The following is an 18,797-nucleotide window of genomic DNA, read 5'->3' as shown; positions in this document are numbered from 1 at the left end:
GCAACTGGTGGCCGCACGACACCTCCCATGGTTGATGGTCGACCGAGATTCGATCACCTCCGGCGAAGCCATGTACAGATCTTTCATTTCTGTCAACACGCCTACTACGCTGCGGTGTTCAGCACCCCACGGGGTCCGGGGGGCTTTCCCGACGAGCCCGTGGGTAAGGGGAGTTGGGGGAATACTCCCGTTGACACGGTGGCGACGAGGGGACGGGGCCCGCTGGTGGGTGCGGCGCGAGACGGCGAGAAGGAGCGGACGCGGGAGCTGGCCCGTGAGGCTGTGCGACGGTTGGCCCCGCAGGAGCTGCCGTTCTTCGAGGAGACGGCCGACGCCTATTTCGAGGACCCGGCCCAAGCGCCGTGGAAAGCACGTGCCGAGCCGCTGGGCATCGGGATCGAGGCCCTCGCCGTGGGCTCGTGGACGCTCTTCGCCCTGCCGGTCGCGACGTCCGTCGTCGGAACCATCGCCACCGACCGTTTGCGCGAGGCGCACCGGCGGGGCTGGTGGCGCAGGCGCGGAGCACTGGAGGAGGATCGTACGGACGGCGCCCCGGACGGTGAGGCCGCCGGTGGTCAGGACGGTGTCGCGGACAATCCGTTCGCCGCACCGGGCGCAGCCCGGTCCGCGGCGCCGGTGGGACAGGGGCCGTGGGACCTCGACCTGCTGCGGCGTGTCGCCTACGACAACGGGGTCAGGCTGGGCCTGTCGCCGGACCAGGCGGGACTCCTCGCCGACGCCGTCCTGGGCGGGTTCGTCGCGGGCCGGGACGCATCGGCTCCCGGGGCGGCCGGTCGGTCCGCGAGCGGCGGCGGGGCGGAGGACACGCCCTCGTGACGGTGGTGTCGAGCCCAGCCGGGGCCGGCCGCTCGGCGGGGATGCAGCACCCGTTCCGGCTGCCCTCCGGCACCTCACTGCGCTTCGCGTTGCTGATCATGAGCACGTCGGTGGCGATGGCGGCGGAACTCGGCTCGCTCGCCACCACCACGGCGTACCTCACGCTGGGCGGCGGCAGCGTGGACTCGCTGACCAAGGTGCTCGACTGCGCGTCGAAGAACTTCGCCGGCGCCGCGTCCGATCCCGAGGCGTTCGCCCGCCGCTGCGGACTGTCGGACCTCGGCGGCGGCGGAAGCACCGTCGAACTGGCGGCCTTCGCCGCGCTCTGGCTGGGCGTCGGCATCACCTACTGGCTCCTGCCCGTCCACCGGCTGCGCCGCCGCCGGCTGCGGCCCTTCCGGCCCGACGCGCACCCGGGCATCCAGCACACGCTCACCGAACTGACGGCCCTGGCCGAACTGCGGTGCGCGGTGCGTTTCGTCGTCGACCGGCGGGACCAGCGTCCCACCGGGCTCGCCTTCGGCAGAGTCGGCCGGCGCTACGTGATGCTCAGCGGCGGCCTGCTGCGTCTGCACGACCTCGATCCCGAGGCGTTCCGCGCGATCGTCCTGCACGAACTCGCGCACCTGCGCAATCGCGATGTCGACATCGCGTTCCTCACCCTCATCTGCCACCGGCTGTTCCTCTTCGCCGTGGCCGTCCCGATGGCGGTGACGGCGCCGTTCGCCCTGCTGGTGAGCTGGCTGCTGCTGCCGAGCAGTGTGGTGTTCGGGACTCTGCTCATCGCCGCCCAGTGCGCTCTCGCGGTCACGGTCGCGCACGCCGTCGGCGCGGTACTGCGCAGCCGCGAGCTGTACGCGGACGCCCGGGTCGCACTGTGGACTCAAGGCGCCCAACCCCTGCGGCGCCTGCTCGCCACGCAGCACGTCCACGAGCGGACCGCACCCCGCCGGCGGCTGCTGCCGCTCCGCCGCACGCATCCTTCCGCCGCCAAACGGCTGGCCGCGCTCGGCGACACCAGCCTGCTGTTCCGCTTCTCCCCCTGGGACGCTTTCGGACTGGCGCTGTCCTGCTCGCTGGTCTACCTGCCGGTGGCGCAGTGGACCGGCGACGCGATCGGGCTGACCGACCGCGACAGCGTGCCGCGCACCCTGGTCCCCGCCGTACTGCTGGGCGGCAGTGTGGCCGCGGGCATCTGGCGTGCCACGCTGGGCGCGCACCTGAACCGCACCAGGTGGGCGGGCGCCCACTCCACCGGGCTGGCCGTGGGCTGCGGCCTCGCCCTGGGCACGTTCGGGGACGAGGAGCACCGTACGGCCCTGGCCCTGGGGGTCTCCGACTCGCCCGCGGTGCAGGTGGCGTTGTGGCTGCTCTTCGCCGCCTCCGGCTACGCATTCGTACGGTGGAACGCGGTCACCGCCCGCGCCTGGGCGCCGGTCGTGCTGGCCGCCCGCCGTCCGTACCTGCCGATCGCGTGCTGCTGCGCGGCCGCTGTGGCACTGCTGGGCATCTGGCTCGGCCACGTCCGTCCCATGGGGCAACCGGGCTTCTCCCTGCTGACCATGCCGAGTCCGCTGAACCTGCTGCCCACACCGCTGGACTACCTCGGCTACGTGTTCTCCATGGCCGTCGTCCACCCTCCCCCGCCGGGCGTGATCGCGGTGGTCGCCGCCACCGCCGCGGTGCCGCTGGCAGCGCCCTTCTGGACACGGCTCCTCGCCCGCGGCAGGGACGACGCGCACACCGCGGGTGCCGGACGGTTTCTGCTCCGGTCCCCGTCCGCGGAGGCGTCCGCAGCACTCCTCGCACCCCAGCGCCTGCGTCCGCTGCGGGCGCTGCTGTGCGGCGTCGTGTTCGGCGCTGCCGCGGGGTTCGCGCTGTGGACGGAACACGTGGTCAGTGCCCTGGTCTTCCCGTGGCCGATCCAGTTGCTCGGTTCGGTGTTCACCCTCTACACGGTGCCCGTCGCGATGCTGCTGCAACTGGCCGCCGGATTCTTCGCCGCACGGCGCGGTGCGCACCTCGACCTGCGCGCCCTGCACGGCGTGCTCGCCGTGATCGGAGCGGGGCTGCTGATCCCCTTCGCCTCGTTCCTCGCACGCGACCATTTCGCCTGCGTCCGCTGGGGCGTCAGCCACCCGGCGTGCCAGGAGGATCCGCTGTCCGGCATGGTGTTCATCTCGACGACGATCACGGCCTGGACGGCCGCCTTCGCCCTGCTCCTCCTGCCCGCAGGGACGGCGCTGCTCGACAAGGTCCGGAGTCCCGCAGGCCTCCCCGGTCCGCCGGTGCCGTGGCCCGGACCCGGGCGGCCGCCTGGGCCGCATGGGTGACGCTGCGCAGCGCCTCCGCGCCCGGCCTGCCCTGTCACCCGACGGCGTCCGCGCTCCGTGCATACGGTGACGCCAGGAGGTGGCGGATGCGCGTGGGGCTGCAGGCACTCGGCATCGGTGACGGTGCCCGTCCGGAGATCATCAAGGCGGTGGCCACGGCCGCCGAGACGCACGGCTTCGCCCGGCTCTGGTGCGGCGAGCACGTGGTCCTCGTGGACGCGCCCGACTCCCGTTACCCCTACTCCGCGGACGGCCGGATCGCCGTGCCCGCGGACGCGGACTGGCTGGACCCGCTCCTCGCCCTGAGCTACGCGGCCGCCGTCACCAGCAGCATCGAACTCGCCACCGGTGTGCTCCTGCTGCCCGAGCACAACCCCGTCGTGGTCGCCAAGCAGGCCGCGACGCTCGACGTGCTCTCCGCCGGGCGGTTCACGCTCGGGCTCGGGGCCGGCTGGTCGGCCGAGGAGTTCGCGGCGCTCGAGGTCCCCTTCGCCGGGCGCGGGCGGCGCGCCGAGGAGTACCTCGCCGCGATGCGTGTCCTGTGGGCCGAGGATCCGGCCTCCTTCGCCGGGGAGTTCACCGCCTTCGACGCGATCCGGGTCAACCCGAAACCGGTGCGCGGCGGCCGGCTCCCGGTCGTGGTCGGCGGCAACAGCGACGTCGCCCTGCGCCGCGCGGCACGGCACGCCGACGGCTGGTACGGCTTCTACGTCGCGGCGGCCGATGTCCCCTCGCATGTGGCCGTCCTCGCCGACGAGTGCGCCCGCACGGGCCGTTCCCTGGACGGATTCACCATCGCCGTCGCGTTGACCGACGGCACCCCGGAGCAACTGCCCGGCCTCGCGGCGGCGGGCGTCTCGGAGATCGTCGTCGTCGGCACGCCCCCGCCGGCACCCGAGGCGGCGGCCGGCTGGGTCGCGGACCTCGCCCGGACCTGGATCGTCCCGGACGAGTGACCCACGGCCGCCCGCACCTCTGGCGGAACGGCAAAGGGTCTGCCCGTGACCGCGCGGCCGTGGGCAGACCCTTCGTGAGGCAGGCCTGGCTACTTCTTGAAGGAGTAGTTCATCATCTTCGTCGCGTCCGACGCACGGCTGGTCGCTGAGGAGGAGGCGAGAACGGTGCCGATGACCGTCTTGCCGTTCCGGGTCGCGGCGAAGACCAGGCAGTACTTGGCGGCCGTGCCGGAGCCGGTCTTGATGCCGATGGTCCCGGCGTAGCTGCCGAGCAGGGTGTTGGTGTTGGTCCACGTCATGTAGCGGTAGCCGCCACTCTTCGTGGTCACCTTCTGCTTGGTCGACTTCGTCTTCACCACGGTGCGGAAGTTGATGTACTTGATCGCGCTGGTGGCGAGCTTGGTGAGGTCGCGCGGCGTCGAGTAGTTCGCCCCGTTCCCGATGCCGTCGAACGAGTCGAAGTGGGTGTTCTTCAGGCCCAGGGTCTTCGCCGTGGAGTTCATCTTGCCGATGAACGACTTGACCCGCGCCGCGCGTGAGCTGCCCGTGCCGAACTTGTCGGCGAGGGCGTAGGCCGCGTCGCAGCCGGACGGGAGCAGCATCGCATACAGCAACTGACGGACGGTCAGCTTGTCGCCGACGACCAGGTGCGCCGAGGAGGCGCCCTTGGCGACGATGTAGTCGCTGTACGCCTTCTGGATCGTGACCTTGGCGTCGAGGTTGAGATGGGGCTGGGCAAGCACGACGCGCGCAGTCATGATCTTGGTCGTCGAACCGGTGGAACGACGGACGTCGGCGGACTTCTGGAAGAGGGTCTTGCCGGTCGCGTAGTTCATCACGAAACCGCCCTTGGCGGTGATCGCGGGCACCGGAAGAGTCGCGGCCTGGGCGGGGGCTGTCAGCACCCCCGCGGACAGCAGCCCTCCCGCGGTGACGGCCACCGTGACCACGCGAGATGTCATTTTTATGGCGCTTTTCAAAACGTATGCCCCCATGTGTTCCTGCGGATTGACGGCAGGAATCGGCCGTCGACGCATTGGACATCCGGGAGGGGCAAAGGGATGTACCTCCCACCAAGAATTCTTCAGGCCTTCTCCGTCCCACCACACGGCCGGGCCGCACATCCCGGTCCGCGAGTAACAGCGGTGGTGTGTACGGAAGTTCGTACCGTCGGCCTGCACCGCCGGAACCTGACGGACGAGCAGTGGGCCGTGGTCGAAAGGTGACTGCCGGCGACGCGTCCCGGGCCGCGTTCGCCCTGCGAGACGATGCTCAACCTTCTACTGCGGCAGAGGCCGTCACGCGCGCAACGAAGCTCCGGTTGATGCCGGTGACCTACCAAGTCACCCGCACCGACCGGAGCTTCCATGGGCATCGCGCGGACGGTGACCTGCCGTCGAGACTGGCGACCTTCCCTGATCCACATGACCGGCGCGGCACGCGTCACGCGTGGGGCTGCAACTCCCCCGGGCCTCCGGTCAGGAGTACACGGTCTTTCCCAGCGAATACGCGACCTCTCCACCCTTCACGACGTACGCGCGCAGCGTCAGCGGGGTGTCTTCGGGGAGGTCACCCGATACGTAGTCGGTGTAGGGAGAGTTGTGCCCGGCGGTCGTGGCGATCCTGAAGTCGCCGTTCAGATGGGCCGCGATCCCGTAACCGTCGGCCAGACCGTCCCAGGCACCCACGGTGTCCCCGGTTCCGGGACCGATGACACCGTGAGGGTCCGCGTACCAATCCGCCGACCCGGCGAGCACTCCGTTGTTGTAGACGTTGATCGTGTAGTCGCCGTCGGGGAAAGACTGGTAACTGAAGGTGAACGTGGGAGCGGCGGAAGCCGGTCCGGCGTTCGTCAGCGTCACGCCGGCTGCGAGAGCGAGCGTTCCGGCAAGTGCGCCGAGTCTTGCTTTTGTGCGAGCCATTTCGAGTGCTCCCCTCCGAGGTGCCCTGTGTGAAAGCCACAGTCTGCGATCTTGTCGTGACCTTGTCAATGATGTTCATGGCTGCCATACAGGCTGCTCAGCGGCTCTCAAGCACAGCGCGTAGTGCACCCGCTTGTCCTCGACCAGGAACCGGGCGTGGCCATGCTGTGCGTGCAGGGCATCAGCCGTCACGATCACCCCGGTCAGGTCGAACGGGGCCAACAGCGCGGCGGGGGTGTCGTCGTGGCACGAGCCCCGGGTGCTCCTGCCGCTCACCGCCGGGGGGCGGTGCCGGATGGGCCGCATCCCAGCAGGTCTGCGAGACCATCCGGCGGATCGTCGCGGTGCTCGGGGGCTGTGCGAACGGTCAAGGCGGACACGACCCCGGGCTCCGTCATACCGACGGCGGGCCCGCCTCGATGCGGCGCAGTACCGGGAGCAGGCGGTCCAGGTCCGGGTTGCTCTGAACCTGCCGCTCGTCCCACCATGTGGCGCCGGCGTCGCGCAACGGCCCGATCACGTCCCTGGCCTTCGCCGCGTCCAGGGGCGTCGCACCGCCGAGCACGAACTCGAAGGGGCGGTCGATCCCGGCCGTACGGTGCTTGCGCACAAAGCTGACCAGCTCCTGCACCTCCGTCACGTCCGGCACCTGACCATGCCGGGCCGTCTCGAACAGCGGCACCGCACCGTCCCATTGTGCGGCCCGCCGCATGGGCGCCCGGCGAGGCCAGAACCCCCCGATCCAGACCGGCGGAGCGGGCTGCTGCACGGTGGCGGGCAGGAGCGTCACGTCCCGCACCTCGTAGTGCCGGCCATGGTGGTTCACCCGCTCGCCCGACCAGAAGCGCCTGAGCACCTCCAACCCTTCGTCGAGGCGCTCTCCAAGAACCCGCGGCTCGGCGGTGTCGCCAAAGCTCGCGTACTCGTCCTCGACCGGGCCGCCCAGGCCCGCGGCGAAGATCGCCCGGCCACCGCTGAGGTGGTCCAGCGTGACCACCTGGCGGGCGAGCTGCTGCGGACGGTAACGGGGAACCGGCGTCAGCAGGGTGCCCAGCCGGATCCGGGAGGTCGCCAGCGCGGCGGCGGTCAGCAGCATCCACGGGTCACCGAAGGGACGTCCCTGATGCCGCCGGTGGAGTATGTGGTCCCACACGAAGAACCCGTCCCAGCCGGCCTGCTCGGCGGCGGCCGCCGCGGTCGCGGACATTGCGGGGGTCCGCGAAGTCCCCGAAGTTGGGCACGTTGATCGAGAAGCGCATCCCCGCAGGATGCCCAGTCGGCCGTCCAAGGAGCAATCGGATTTGGATCGAGCCGGCAGCCCCGTTGCGGGACCTCACACGGCGGGCCGGGGCGGGTGGTGGCGCAGCAGGGTTCCGGCCTTGGCTTCGAGGAGTGCCACCGCGAGCAGTTCGCCGTCGGCGGGGCCGTAGTGGTCGAGTGCCTCCTCGTGGAGGAGGCGAACGGTGTCCGCGATGGCGTGCGGCGTGCCGAGCTGCGCCGCCAGGGACGTCACCGTGGCGAGTTGGTCACGGATGTGGTCCAGGCCGAAACTGGGGAGGTAGTCACCGGCGAGGAGGGCCGGCAGATCCTTCCGGATGAATGCGCTGGAGGCCGGGCTCTCGGCCAGGACTTCCGTGAGCACACCCAGGTCTATGCCCGCGCGGTCACCGAGCAGCAGGGCCTCCGCGGTGGCCGCCGCCTGGCCGAACCACAGGAGGTTCACCAGCAGTTTGGCGGTGTAGCCGGTGCCGGGTCCACCGACGTGGGTGAGGCGGTCGGCGACCGCGGACAGGACCGCGCGATGGCGGTCGAGAAGTGCGGCCTCGCCGCCGACGAACAGCCGCAGCCGTCCCGCGGCGGCGTCCTCGGGGGATCCGCCGATGGGTGCCTCGAGGAATCCGTGTCCGTGCGCGGCCGCCCGCTCCCGGCAAGGAATCGCCGCCGTCGGGGTGTTGCTGCTCATGTCGATCCAGACGGCTCCCGGCGCGAGCGCTTCCAGCACGCCGTCGCCGACGGCCTCCGCGACCTCGGCCGGTCCGGGCAGGACGGTGAGCAGGACATCCGCCCCCGTCGCCGCGCCCAGGGCGGAGCCGGGCGACTGGGCCCCGCACGACAGGGCCGCTTCCCGGCGTTCGGGCCGTACGTCGAAGGCCCGCACCTCGTGTCCCGCACGGACCAGATTGCCGCACATGGGTTCACCCATGCGCCCGACACCGAAGAGGCAGATCGTCGACACAGGCGGATGGTATCCCGGCCGCACGGACGCCCCTTTCGGCCCGCGCTACCGGCGAAGGCCGAGCGCGTCCCTGCCCGCGTAGCGGGCCTGGGCGCCCAGTTCCTCCTCGATGCGGATGAGCTGGTTGTACTTGGCGGTGCGGTCCGAGCGGGACATCGACCCGGTCTTGATCTGGCCGCAGCCGGTGGCGACGGCGAGGTCGGCGATCGTGGTGTCCTCGGTCTCGCCGGAGCGGTGCGACATCGCCACCGTGTAGCCCGCTCGGTGGGCGGTGCCGACAGTGGCCAGGGTCTCGGTGAGGGTGCCGATCTGGTTGACCTTCACCAGGATCGAGTTGGCGATCCCGTTGCCGATGCCCTCACGCAGCAGGGTCTCGTTGGTGCAGAACACGTCGTCGCCGGTGAGCTGGCAGCGGTCGCCGAGGCGGGCCATGAGCAGCCGCCAGCCGTCGAGGTCGTCCTCGGCCATCGGGTCCTCGATCGAGGCCACCGGGTGGCGGGCGACCAGTGCGGCGAGGTAGTCCACGTGCTGCTCGGGTGTGCGGCGGATGCCCTCGCCCGCGTAGTCGTAGACCCCGTCCCGGAAGAACTCCGAGGTGGCGGGGTCCATGACGACGGTGATGTCCTCGCCGGGCTTGTAGCCGGTGCGCTCGACGGCGCGGACGACAAAGTCCAAGGCCTCGTCGGCGGTGCGCAGGTTCGGGGCGAATCCGCCTTCGTCGCCGACGCCGGTGCTGTGGCCGGCCGCGATGAGGTCGCGGCGCAGGGTGTGGAAGACCTCGGAGCCCATGCGGACGGCCTCGGCGAAGGTGGCCGCGCCGATCGGGGCGATCATGAACTCCTGGAAGTCCAGCGGGTTGTCGGCGTGCGCGCCGCCGTTGATGATGTTCATCATCGGCACGGGCAGCAGACGTGCGTCCACGCCGCCGACGTACCGGTACAGCGGCAGGCGGTGGGCGGCCGCGGCGGCCTTGGCCACCGCGAGCGAGACGCCCAGGGTGGCGTTCGCGCCGAGCCGGGATTTGTTGGGGGTGCCGTCCAGTTCGATCAGCGCCGTGTCGACGGCGGCCTGGTCCTCGGCGTCAAGGCCCGTCACAGTGTCGGCGATGGTCTCGTTGACGGCGTCGACGGTCCGGCGCACCCCCTTGCCGTGGAAGCGGCCGGGGTCCTCGTCGCGCAGTTCCACGGCCTCCCGGGCGCCGGTCGACGCCCCGGAGGGTACGGCGGCGCGGCCGGTCGAGCCGTCCGTCAGCTCGACGTCCACCTCGACGGTGGGGTTGCCCCGGCTGTCGATGATCTCGCGCCCGAGGACACGGGTGATGGCGGTCATGGTGCAGCTCCTCACGTTCGGATCCGGAATAAGTTCCTCGTTGAAACAAAGTGAGTTCCCGGAGGGAACTTACTATGGGGCCATGAAGATGCACAACGCCGACGCGACCTGCGGGATCGCCCAGGCCGCCGTGGTCCTGGGCGACTGGTGGAACGTCCTGGTCCTGCGCGAGGTGGCCCGCGGCCACGTACGGTTCGACGCCCTCGCCGCGGAACTGGGCCTGTCCCGCAAGGTCCTCACCGAACGGCTCGGACGGCTCGTCGCGCACGGTGTGCTGCGCCGCAGCCTCTACCAGCGCCGCCCGGTCCGGTACGAGTACCTGCTGACCGACGCGGGCGCCGGGCTGCTCCCCCTCCTGGTGGCGATGCAGGACTGGGGCGACCGGTGGGTACTGGGCGACGGAAGCCTGACCGCCACGGCGGCCGAGGACAGCGCGGAGCACGCCCGCGTGCACTCCCTCACCGGCACCCGGCTCGCCGCGGGGCTGGAACTGCCGGGCAGTGACGGGACACCGCTCGACGCGGTCTCCCCGGACGCCGCCGCGACCGTCCTGTTCACCTACCCCGCCACCGGGGTGCAGTGGGACGAGCCGCTGCCCGGCGCGGCCGGCTGCACCCTGGAGAACCGGCTGTTCCGCAACGCCTGGCCCGCCCTCCGGGACGCGGGCGCCGCCGTCCACGGCGTGAGCACCCAACTCCCCCACGAACAAGCCGCCTTCGCCCACGCGGAGTCGGTGCCGTACCCGCTCCTGTCGGACGCCCGCCTTCGTCTCGCCGCGGCCCTGCGCCTGCCCACCTTCCACGCCGCCGGACGGCCGCGGCTCAAGCGCAGCGTGCTCGTCCTGGACCGGCAGCGGACGGTTCGGCACGTGCTCTTCCCCGTCGAGGACATCGCCCACGCGGTGGACGAGGCCCGGCGGATGGGCACGGAGGTCGCCCGCGATCCCGCCTGAGAGCCGGACCGCCGGGGCCGCGGCCGTGCGGTGTCCGCGTGCGACGCGCGTGCGCCGCTCCCGCTTCCGTGCGCTCCTGCTGAGAGCCGTTCCCGCCTGACAGGATCGACGCGGGGGCGGCGCGGTTGCGGCCGCGAGAAGGACTGCGACAGGGGGGCGTATGACGCGGCGATGGCTGGTGACGGGGTGTTCTTCGGGACTGGGGTCCGCGCTCGCGAGCGCTGTCGCGGAATCCGGTGACCTGCTGGTCGCCACAGCCCGGCAGCCGGCTGTGCTGGAGGGTCTGGCGGCCCGGTACCCGAGCCGGGTGACGACCGCGTCGCTGGACGTGAGCGACCCGGGGCACTGCGAGGCCGCGGTGGCCCACGCGGTCGAGCACTTCGGCGGGGTGGACGTGCTCGTCAACAACGCCGGAACGGGCCTGCTCGGCGCGCTGGAGGAGGTCTCGGACGACGAACTGCGCGACCAGCTGGAGGTGCTGACGGTCGCCCCGTGGCGTCTGACGCGCCTGGTCCTGCCGCTGATGCGCCGTCAGGGCTCCGGCCACATCGTCAACATCTCGTCCCTCGCGGGCCGGATGGGCTTCCCCGGGCTGTCCGCGTACGTGACGGGCAAGTACGCGCTGGAGGGCATGAGCCAGGCACTCGCCGCGGAGGTGGCGCCGTTCGGGATCCGGGTGACCGTGGTCGAACCGGGCGCGTTCGCCACCCGCTACGGCACGGCGCTGACCGACGCCGCCACCTGCATCCCGTCCTACGCGCAGAGCACGGGCGAGACCCGTACGGGCATGCGCGGCATGGCCGACAACCCCACCCTCAGTGACCCCGGGACCTTCGCCACCCACGTCGTGCGGCTCGTCGCGTCGGACGCGACGCCGCTGCGGGTGCCGATCGGCCCCGACGCGTACGCCTTCCTCGACATGATCGAGGCCGCCACCCGCGAGGAGCTCGCGGCTGCCCGCGCGTTCATCGCCGACGCGGTCCCCCCGCCGGCGGACGACAGCGCCTCCCCGGCGCCCCTGACGACGGGCCCGTGACGTCCGCACCGCCCAAAGCGTCGTCCATGTCCAGTCAATCAGGCTTCCGTGGCCTCACCTTGGTCCCTGCGCGGTGCGGCTCAGCACAGCGCGCAGGCGTTCACGCCCCGCGAGAACGCTCGCCTCCCACAGCCCCGCGATGTCACCGGACACCGAAAGGAGCTGCAGCCGCTCCTCTTCGGCACGGAAGGCACCGCCGCCCACGTTCCGGTCCAGCATCCCCACCGCGGTGAGCGCCGCATGGCCGCAGGACATCGCGTCCTCCACACTCCCGCCGGCGTTCGCCAGGAGGGCGTGACGCATGACCAGAACGGCGAAGGAGGCATACGTGTCGGCGACACCCGACATCTCCCCTTCGCGTGGTTGGAGTTCGGCGAACCGCTGCAGCGCGCGGACGCGATCAAGGGCGTCGGCAACCGGGCGGTCGGCGTACCAGAGGGCGTGAGCGGACTCCACGTACAGATCCATGTCGGTCTCCCGCCCGGCCCCGCCGGCACGCAACCCCACGAGCAGCGGCGCCATCCGCTCCACGCATGCCGCCACGTACAGGCGGACCGTCTCACGCCCGGTACGTCGCAAGGTCTCCGCCACGGCATCCGGCACCAGGGTCCTCACGCCCGCCTCCCCAAGGCGATGGATACAGAGACATCGTGTTCAGCGCAGTCTTCCACGGCGCCTTACAACCGCCCCACCGCGCAAGCCCTCGCCATGCCGGGTGGATCAGGTCTCGGCGAGGAGCCAGCGGACCTCGCGGCGGAGCAGTTCGCGGCGGGTGGCGGACGCGTAGGACTCGACGCCGTGCCCGAGCGCGTCGTAGACGGTGCGCCGGCGGCCGTCCTGCCGGGCGAGCACCAGCGGGTGGTCGCGGCCGTCGAGGGTGTGCGCCAGGAGCACGTCGGCCTCCCGCAGCAGTTCCAGATGGCTGTAGAGCTCGTCGTGGACCGCGATCTCGCCGAGTCCGGCCAGCACGGGCCCTGCCGCCGGGGTCAGTCGCTGCGGGCCGATCGGGGGGTGCATCGACAGGCCCGTCACCCAGCGCACCCCGAGGCGTTCCGTCCATGCGGGGACCGCCCCGAAGGTGTTGGCCGCGGTGTGCACGCCCAGGAGCGGACGGTCGGAGGCCAGGTAGTCGAGGAGTGCCGTCGGCGGTCCGGTCGGCGGCCCCGGGAGCGAGTCGAGCCCGCTGTTGACGATCAGCAGGTCGGCGTCCGGCAGGTCCGCGCGGTCGGACCGGTCGGTGGTCGCGACGGCGCACGTCCAGCCGGCGTCGTCCAGGCAGGACGCGAGGGCCCGCGAGGTCGCCGTGAAGTCGTGCCAGGGGTCGTCGGCCCCCGTCACGCCGGAGAGGACGACGATGTGCTTCACGGGATGCTCCAGGGGCGGGCCGCGGGCGCGGCGGGAACGGGTACCGGGGGCAGCAGGCCTTCCTCGCGGAGCCGGCGCCACAGGGCGGGCGGGACGTCGGTCGTCGCCCAGTCGAGGTTCTGCCGGACCTGGTCGTACGAGGCGGGTCCGGTCAGGACGCAGGAGACGGCGGGGTGCCCCAGCGGGAACTGGAGTGCGGCGGCGGCGGTCGGCACACCGAACTCGCGGCAGACGCGCGCGATCCGCGCCACCCTCGCGCGGATCTCCTCGGTCACCGGCCGGTAGCGGAACTGCGGATGCGCCACTCCGTCGATCAGCCCGCCGTGCAGGGACTGGGCGGCGACGACCTTGACGCCCCGCCGTTCGGCCGCGGGCAGCAGTTCGAGGCGGGCCTGTGTGTCGAGCAGGGTGTAGACGCCGGCCGCCAGCACGATGTCGATGTCGGTCTCCCGGATGAACCGGGCAAGCATGGGGGCCTGGGTCATGCCGACCCCCACCGCGCCGATCACGCCCTCGTCCCGCAGCTGCGCGAGGGCGGGCCACGCGCCGTTCAGGGCCTGTTCCCAGTGGTGGTCGGGGTCGTGGAGGAAGACCAGGTCCACCCGGTCGACGCCCAGCCGCCGCAGGCTCTCGTCGAGGGAGGTGCGCACCGCGTCGTGGCTGAAGTCGTAGATCCAGCCGGCGCCGGTGCGCGCCGTGTCGGGGTGGCCGGGGCGCACCAGCCGGCCGACCTTGGTGCTGAGCAGGTAGGAGTCGCGCGGCCGGTCCCGCAGCATCCGCCCGAGGAGCAGTTCCGAGCGTCCGTCGCCGTACATGGGCGCGGTGTCGAAGTAGCGGAACCCGCTGTCCCATGCCGCGTCAAGACACTCCGCGGCCTGGTCGTCCGGTACGGGCGGCTGCGCGATGGCCGCCGCCCCGAAGCCCAGGCGGGGCAGCGCCGCCACCGCGGGCCGGGGGCCGGCACCGTGACGCATCAGGCCTTCACTCCCCCGGAGAGCAGGTCGACCCGCCAGTAGCGCTGCAGCGACAGGAACAGCAGTGCCAGCGGGATGATCGACAACAGTACTCCGATGATGACGATGGAGTACTGCGCGGCCTGGCCGCCGGTGATGATCAGCAGCCCGTACAGGCCCTCGGTGAGCGGGTAGAGGCGGTCGGTGTTGAGCATGACGAACGGCAGCAGGAAGTTGTTCCAGATGGCGATGAACTGCAGGAGGAACACGGTCACCAGGGCCGGCGCCATGAGGCGGGTGCCGATGGACAGGAAGATCCGCGCCTCCGAGCCCCCGTCGACGCGGGCCGCCTCCAGGATCTCGTCGCTGACCGAGGCCTCCGCGTAGATCTTGCACAGGTAGATGGCGAACGGGCTGACCAGCTGCGGCAGGATGACCGCCGCGTAGTTGTTGGTCATGCCGACCTTCGCCAGCATCAGGAACTGGGGAATGGCGAGCACGATCTGCGGGAGCAGGACCGCGCCGACGATGATCCGGAACGTCCAGATGCTGCCGGGGAAGCGGTACTTGCCGAGCGCGTACCCGGCGCAGCCGCAGATGGCCGTCGACAGCGCGGCGCCACCGAAGGCGTACACGACGGAGTTGAACGCCCAGCGGACGAAGATGCCGTCGTTGTAGGTGAACAGCGCCTGGATGTTGGAGACGAAACCGCCGTGGAAGGCGGGCTGGAAGGGCGGCGTGGAGAACAGCTCGTCGTTGGTCTTGGTGGACGCGATCACGATCCAGAGCACGGGCAGCACGCAGTAGAGGGCGCCGAGGGCCAGGATGATCGTGGGGACCAGGTTGACCCGGCCGGAGGCGGGCCGCCGGCGCGCGGCCTCCGCGGCGGGGCCGGTGGTGACGGCGGTCATCGCTCACTCCTTCGGGACATCCTGCGCAGGAGCAGGTTGGCGACGGCGGTGGCCGTGACGGTCATGACGATGAGCAGGAACGAGGTGGCCGCTCCCTTGTGGATGTCGTTGTTGACGAAGGCGTCGGTGTAGACGCGCATCAGTGGCACCCAGGTCGAGCTGATCGCGTTGGCGATGGGCTTCAGCGTGGTCGGTTCGTTGAACAGCTGGAGCGCGCCGATCAGTGAGAACACCGTCACCAGGGTCATGGTCGGCGCCAGCAGCGGCAGTTTGATGCGCAGCGCGATCTGCAGCTCACTCGCGCCGTCGATCTCGGCGGCCTCGAACAGTTCGCGCGGCAGACTGCGCAGCGTGGTGTACAGCACGACCATGTTGAAGCCGAGGACGCCCCACACCGCCACGTTGGCGACCGAGAAGAACACCTCGGCGGAGCCGAAGTAGTCGACGTGGTCACCGCCGATGGGGCTGGTCGCCGGCAGGTACATGAAGCCCCACAGCAGTGAGGCGATGACACCCGGTACGGCGTACGGCAGGAAGATGGCCAGTCGTGCGATGCCGACCAGCCGTGCGCGCTTCGCGTCGAGGCAGAGCGCGAACAGGGTGGCGAAGAAGATCGTGGCGGGCACGCCGATGCCCGCGACCGTCAGCATCCGCAGGATGCTGTGCCAGAACTCGGAGTCGGCGAGGGTGGCCCGGTAGTTCTCCAGGCCCGCGAAGACGTCGTGCGGGTCCTCGTTGCCGAGCAGGCCGCCGCCGATCTGCGGTTTGAGGAAGCTGAGGTAGAGGGCGTAGAGGCCGGGGGCGACGGTGAACAGCAGGAACAGCAGCACTGCGGGCAGGAGCAGGAACTGCGGCAGCAGCGTGCGCCGTCGCCCCCGGGGCCGGGGGCCAGAGGCGGGGGCGAGGCCACCGCGGAGCCGGCGGGGACCCGCGCCCGGGGGCCGTGTGCCGGGCCTGGGGCGTGGACCTGCCTGCTCCTCGATGGCGCTCATGAACCCGTCCTCCTGTCGTGTGGGGCTGGGGGCGGCGGCGTCGGTCAGCCGGTGACGTCGAAGCCGCGCTGCTTCATGTCGTCGACCGTCGCTTTCTGCATCTCGGTCAGTGCCGCGGACAGCGGCGTCTTGTTCTGCAACGCGGCGGCGAAGGCGTTGGAGTAGCTGTCGAAGGTGACATTGGCGTTCGGGCCCCAGATCTGGAAGGTCCGCACGTTGGCCGCCTGCTGAGCCATCAGGGTGTAGTAGTCCGGCTGGTTGGACATGAACGGCGGCGGCGTCTTGAGGGCGTCCGACTGTTGGTTGGTCTTCGAGGCGGGGAACGCGTTGACCTTCTCGATGAGGATCTTCGCGCCGCCCGCGGAGGAGTTCATCCACTTGACGAACTTGGCCGCTTCCTCCGGGTGCTTGGAGTTGGCGGTCACCGCTTCGGTCTCGCCGCCCCAGATGCCGACGGTCTTGTCGCCCGCGGTCCAGGCGGGCAGCGGCGCGGCGACCCACTTGCCGGCGGTGTCCTTGGCGATGCCGGGCAACTGGTTGGGCGCCCACTGCGCGCTGACCCAGCCGACGAGAGTGCCGTTGTTCATGTCGGTGTTCCACTGCGGGGACCAGTTCGGCTCCGGGCTGACCAGCCCCTTCTGAACCAGGTCGCCCCAGTAGTCGGCGACCTTCTTCGTGGGGGCGTCGTCGATGGCGACCGTCCACTTGTTGCCCGAGGCCGTCCACCAGTCGGCCCCCGCCTGCTGGGCCAGTCCCGCGAACCATCCCGCGTCGGCGGCGGTGACGTTGCCGATGAACTGCTTGGGGTTGCGCTGGTGGATGGTCCGGGCGGCGGCCGCGTACTCGTCCCATGTGGTCGGCGCCTTGAGGCCGAGCTTGTCGAAGACGTCCTTGCGGTAGAAGAAGACCATCGGGCAGATGTTCTGGGGTACACCGTAGGTCTTGCCCTCGAACTGCACCTGAGCGAGGGATGCCTTGTCGAAGTCGCCCGAGATGTCACCCACCCAGTCGTCGATCGGCACCACCACCTTGTTCGCGATCAGGGCGGGCAGCGCCTGGTACTCGACCTCGGTGATGTCCGGGTTGGTGCCGGCCCGGTTGTTGGTGATCAGCTTGTTGTACAGCGTGTAGCCCGTGCCGGACGGCTTGCTGAGCTTCACCTGCACCTTCGGGTTGAGCCGGTTCCACTCGTCCACCACGTCCTGCATGCCGCCGTCCCAGTTGACGTAGGTCAGCGTGATGGGTCCGGCGTCCTTCCCGCCCGCGGAGTCCTTCGACGAGCCGCAGGCGGCCAGGGCGGTCAGGGCCGTGGTGGCGGCCAGAGCGAGGATTGCCGTTCTTCTGAGATAGCCCCCGAGCACTTCGGTGTCTCCTTTGACGGTGTGGTTGCCTGGTCGCGGTGGCCTGGTGCCGGTTGTGCCGGGTGTACCGCCGGGGGCTAACTCCCCTGCGCCCAGGCCGGGTAGGACACCGGGGATGTCTGCAGGCCGACCCACTGCCGGCGGGTGAACGCGGCGAGCTGTCCCTCGCCGCCGTGACGGGCGTAGCCGTCGTTGACGTGCACCTCGTTGCTGGCGACGCGTTCGGCGAAGGCGAGACCGCGGAGCGGGTCGCCGGTGAAGACCGAGTTCATCAGGGTGCGGTGGCGGTTGACGAGTTCGAGGGCCTCGGCCTCGGAGTCCACCACGGTGATGGGCATGACGGGCCCGAAGGTCTCCTCGCGGAAGACGGGCATCTGCGGCGTGACGTCCGTGAGCACGGTCGGCTGGTAGAACTGCCCGTCGTACGTGCCGCCCACCGCGATCTTCGCGCCGGCCGCGACGGACGGTTCGACGAGTCCGTCGTGGAAGCGGGCGCGCTGGACGGCGCTGATCACGGGGCCGAGGTCGACCTCGTCGCGCAGCGGGTCGCCGACGCGGAGCCCCCGGACCCGCTCCACGACGGCCTCGGTGAAGGCGTCGGCAACCTCCCGGTGGACGATGTGCCTCCCCGCGCTGATGCACGTCTGGCCCTGGTACCACAGCGAGGACCAGATCGCGCAGGCGGCAGCCTGGTCGATGTCCGCGTCGTCGAGCACGACGAAGGCGTTGTCGCCGCCGAGTTCGGTCACGACGGCCTTGCCCGCGCGGACGCCGAAGTCCGTGATCTCGCGGCCGACCTCGAAGGACCCGGTGAAGTGGATGAGGTCCAGTCCGGGGTGCCGGTAGAGCGCGCCGCCGGTGCCCGGCCCGTCGCCGGGCAGTACGGCGAACACGCCGTCCGGTATCCCGGCGGCGCGGGCCGCCTCGGCGAGCACCTGGCCGCCGGCGATCGGGGTGAGCTCGGCGGGCTTGAGGACGACGGCGTTCCCGTAGGCCAGTCCTGGTGCCACAGCCCGCATCGCCAGGCTCATCGGGTAGTTCCAGGGGACGATGAGGCCGATGACGCCCAGCGGGACGGCGCGGGACAGGGAGATCTTGCCGCCCTTGTACGGGGGAAGGATCGAGCCGGCGTTCTCGGTGAGCTGGGTGGCGGAGTTGAGCAGCTGGTTGACGGCCTGGTCGAGCTCTTCCTCGGCCTTCTCGGTGGTGCCGCCGGTCTCCCGGACGATGAGCTCGATCAGCTCGTCGTGGCGGCGGCCCAGCTCGGCGGCGAAGGCCCGGAGCAGGGCGCACCGGGTGTTGGCGTCGGTGTCCCCCCACTCCGGCTGGGCCCGTCGGGCCGCGGCGACCGCGCGGTCGACCTGTGCCGCGGACGCGTTGCCGTAGCGGCCGAACGCGGCCCCGGATCCCTTGTCGAGGACGGGCAGCCAGTCGGATGCGGGAGGTTCGAACCGGCCGTCGATGAACACCTCGGCGGTGTAGTCCACCGCCGCGGTACGCGCATGACTCATCGGAGCACCCCTGTACGTGTGTTTCGTTCGCGGGTCCGGTGTTGCTTTTCGCGGGTTGGGAATGCGCTTTCCGGCGAAAGTAGGAGCCCCTTCGGGTGGTGTC

General features: G+C 71.0%; 16 protein-coding genes and 1 pseudogene. 5 read left to right on the top strand and 12 right to left on the bottom strand.

What is annotated here, in order from left to right; all coding sequences use genetic code 11:
• Positions 1–225: 225 nt before the first annotated feature.
• The 3 genes from ABZ883_RS21300 to ABZ883_RS21290 all read left to right on the top strand — a co-directional run bounded on the left by ABZ883_RS21300 (position 226) and on the right by ABZ883_RS21290 (position 4,126).
• Entirely contained in the window at positions 226–837 is a 612-nt protein-coding gene (locus tag ABZ883_RS21300) for a hypothetical protein (RefSeq protein WP_360908188.1), read from the top strand.
• A complete protein-coding gene (locus tag ABZ883_RS21295) occupies positions 834–3,170 on the top strand; it encodes a M48 family metalloprotease (RefSeq protein WP_360908186.1) in 2,337 nt (778 codons plus the stop codon). Before ABZ883_RS21300 ends, ABZ883_RS21295 begins: the two co-directional genes overlap by 4 nt.
• A gap of 86 nt (positions 3,171–3,256) precedes the next feature.
• Entirely contained in the window at positions 3,257–4,126 is an 870-nt protein-coding gene (locus ABZ883_RS21290; RefSeq protein WP_360908184.1) for an LLM class F420-dependent oxidoreductase, read from the top strand.
• A gap of 89 nt (positions 4,127–4,215) precedes the next feature.
• Here the strand turns inward: ABZ883_RS21290 and ABZ883_RS21285 are convergent, their stop codons facing one another.
• The 5 genes and pseudogenes from ABZ883_RS21285 to eno all read right to left on the bottom strand — a co-directional run bounded on the left by ABZ883_RS21285 (position 4,216) and on the right by eno (position 9,613).
• A complete protein-coding gene (locus tag ABZ883_RS21285) occupies positions 4,216–5,088 on the bottom strand; it encodes a serine hydrolase (RefSeq protein ID WP_360908182.1) in 873 nt (290 codons plus the stop codon).
• Positions 5,089–5,604: 516 nt separating this feature from the next.
• Entirely contained in the window at positions 5,605–5,988 is a 384-nt protein-coding gene (locus ABZ883_RS21280) for a hypothetical protein (RefSeq protein WP_360908180.1), read from the bottom strand.
• Between the two features lie 454 nt (positions 5,989–6,442).
• A pseudogene (locus tag ABZ883_RS21275) lies at positions 6,443–7,307 on the bottom strand (LLM class flavin-dependent oxidoreductase).
• 74 nt (positions 7,308–7,381) lie between these two features.
• Positions 7,382–8,284 carry an NAD(P)-dependent oxidoreductase gene (locus ABZ883_RS21270; protein WP_360908178.1) on the bottom strand — a complete coding sequence of 301 codons (903 nt, stop codon included), beginning with the start codon at positions 8,282–8,284 and terminating at the stop codon, positions 7,382–7,384.
• Between the two features lie 45 nt (positions 8,285–8,329).
• Positions 8,330–9,613, bottom strand: a complete 1,284-nt coding sequence (eno, locus tag ABZ883_RS21265) for a phosphopyruvate hydratase (protein ID WP_360908176.1) — start codon at positions 9,611–9,613, stop codon at positions 8,330–8,332.
• A gap of 82 nt (positions 9,614–9,695) precedes the next feature.
• On the opposite strand from eno, the gene ABZ883_RS21260 reads away from it, so the two are divergent.
• Positions 9,696–10,565, top strand: a complete 870-nt coding sequence (locus tag ABZ883_RS21260) for a winged helix-turn-helix transcriptional regulator (RefSeq protein ID WP_360908174.1) — start codon at positions 9,696–9,698, stop codon at positions 10,563–10,565.
• 160 nt (positions 10,566–10,725) lie between these two features.
• Positions 10,726–11,601 carry an SDR family oxidoreductase gene (locus ABZ883_RS21255; protein ID WP_360908172.1) on the top strand — a complete coding sequence of 292 codons (876 nt, stop codon included), beginning with the start codon at positions 10,726–10,728 and terminating at the stop codon, positions 11,599–11,601.
• Between the two features lie 54 nt (positions 11,602–11,655).
• Here ABZ883_RS21255 and ABZ883_RS21250 read toward each other — a convergent pair whose 3' ends face one another.
• From ABZ883_RS21250 to ABZ883_RS21220, 7 genes are all read right to left on the bottom strand, one after another.
• Positions 11,656–12,216, bottom strand: a complete 561-nt coding sequence (locus ABZ883_RS21250; RefSeq protein WP_360908170.1) for a hypothetical protein — start codon at positions 12,214–12,216, stop codon at positions 11,656–11,658.
• A gap of 105 nt (positions 12,217–12,321) precedes the next feature.
• Positions 12,322–12,966, bottom strand: coding sequence for a ThuA domain-containing protein (locus tag ABZ883_RS21245; protein ID WP_360908168.1), 645 nt, complete (start codon positions 12,964–12,966; stop codon positions 12,322–12,324).
• Positions 12,963–13,940: an aldo/keto reductase gene (locus ABZ883_RS21240; RefSeq protein ID WP_360908166.1), complete on the bottom strand. Its 978-nt coding sequence runs from the start codon at positions 13,938–13,940 to the stop codon at positions 12,963–12,965. The genes ABZ883_RS21245 and ABZ883_RS21240 overlap by 4 nt, the downstream gene beginning before the upstream one ends.
• Positions 13,940–14,830 (bottom strand): carbohydrate ABC transporter permease, encoded by an 891-nt coding sequence (locus tag ABZ883_RS21235; protein ID WP_360908164.1) that lies wholly within the window; start codon positions 14,828–14,830, stop codon positions 13,940–13,942. Before ABZ883_RS21235 ends, ABZ883_RS21240 begins: the two co-directional genes overlap by 1 nt.
• Positions 14,827–15,822 carry a sugar ABC transporter permease gene (locus ABZ883_RS21230; protein ID WP_360908162.1) on the bottom strand — a complete coding sequence of 332 codons (996 nt, stop codon included), beginning with the start codon at positions 15,820–15,822 and terminating at the stop codon, positions 14,827–14,829. The genes ABZ883_RS21235 and ABZ883_RS21230 overlap by 4 nt, the downstream gene beginning before the upstream one ends.
• A 44-nt stretch (positions 15,823–15,866) precedes the next feature.
• On the bottom strand, positions 15,867–17,183 hold the full coding sequence (locus tag ABZ883_RS21225) for a sugar ABC transporter substrate-binding protein (protein ID WP_360908160.1): 1,317 nt from the start codon (positions 17,181–17,183) through the stop codon (positions 15,867–15,869).
• A gap of 77 nt (positions 17,184–17,260) precedes the next feature.
• Positions 17,261–18,694, bottom strand: a complete 1,434-nt coding sequence (locus tag ABZ883_RS21220; RefSeq protein ID WP_360908158.1) for an aldehyde dehydrogenase family protein — start codon at positions 18,692–18,694, stop codon at positions 17,261–17,263.
• Positions 18,695–18,797 lie beyond the last annotated feature (103 nt).

The sequence above is a fragment of the Streptomyces sp. NPDC046977 genome (genome assembly GCF_040644455.1).
GTDB lineage: Bacteria > Actinomycetota > Actinomycetes > Streptomycetales > Streptomycetaceae > Actinacidiphila.
The sequence above is the reverse complement of the archived record's forward strand: the minus strand, read 5'-3'. Positions and strand labels throughout refer to the sequence as shown.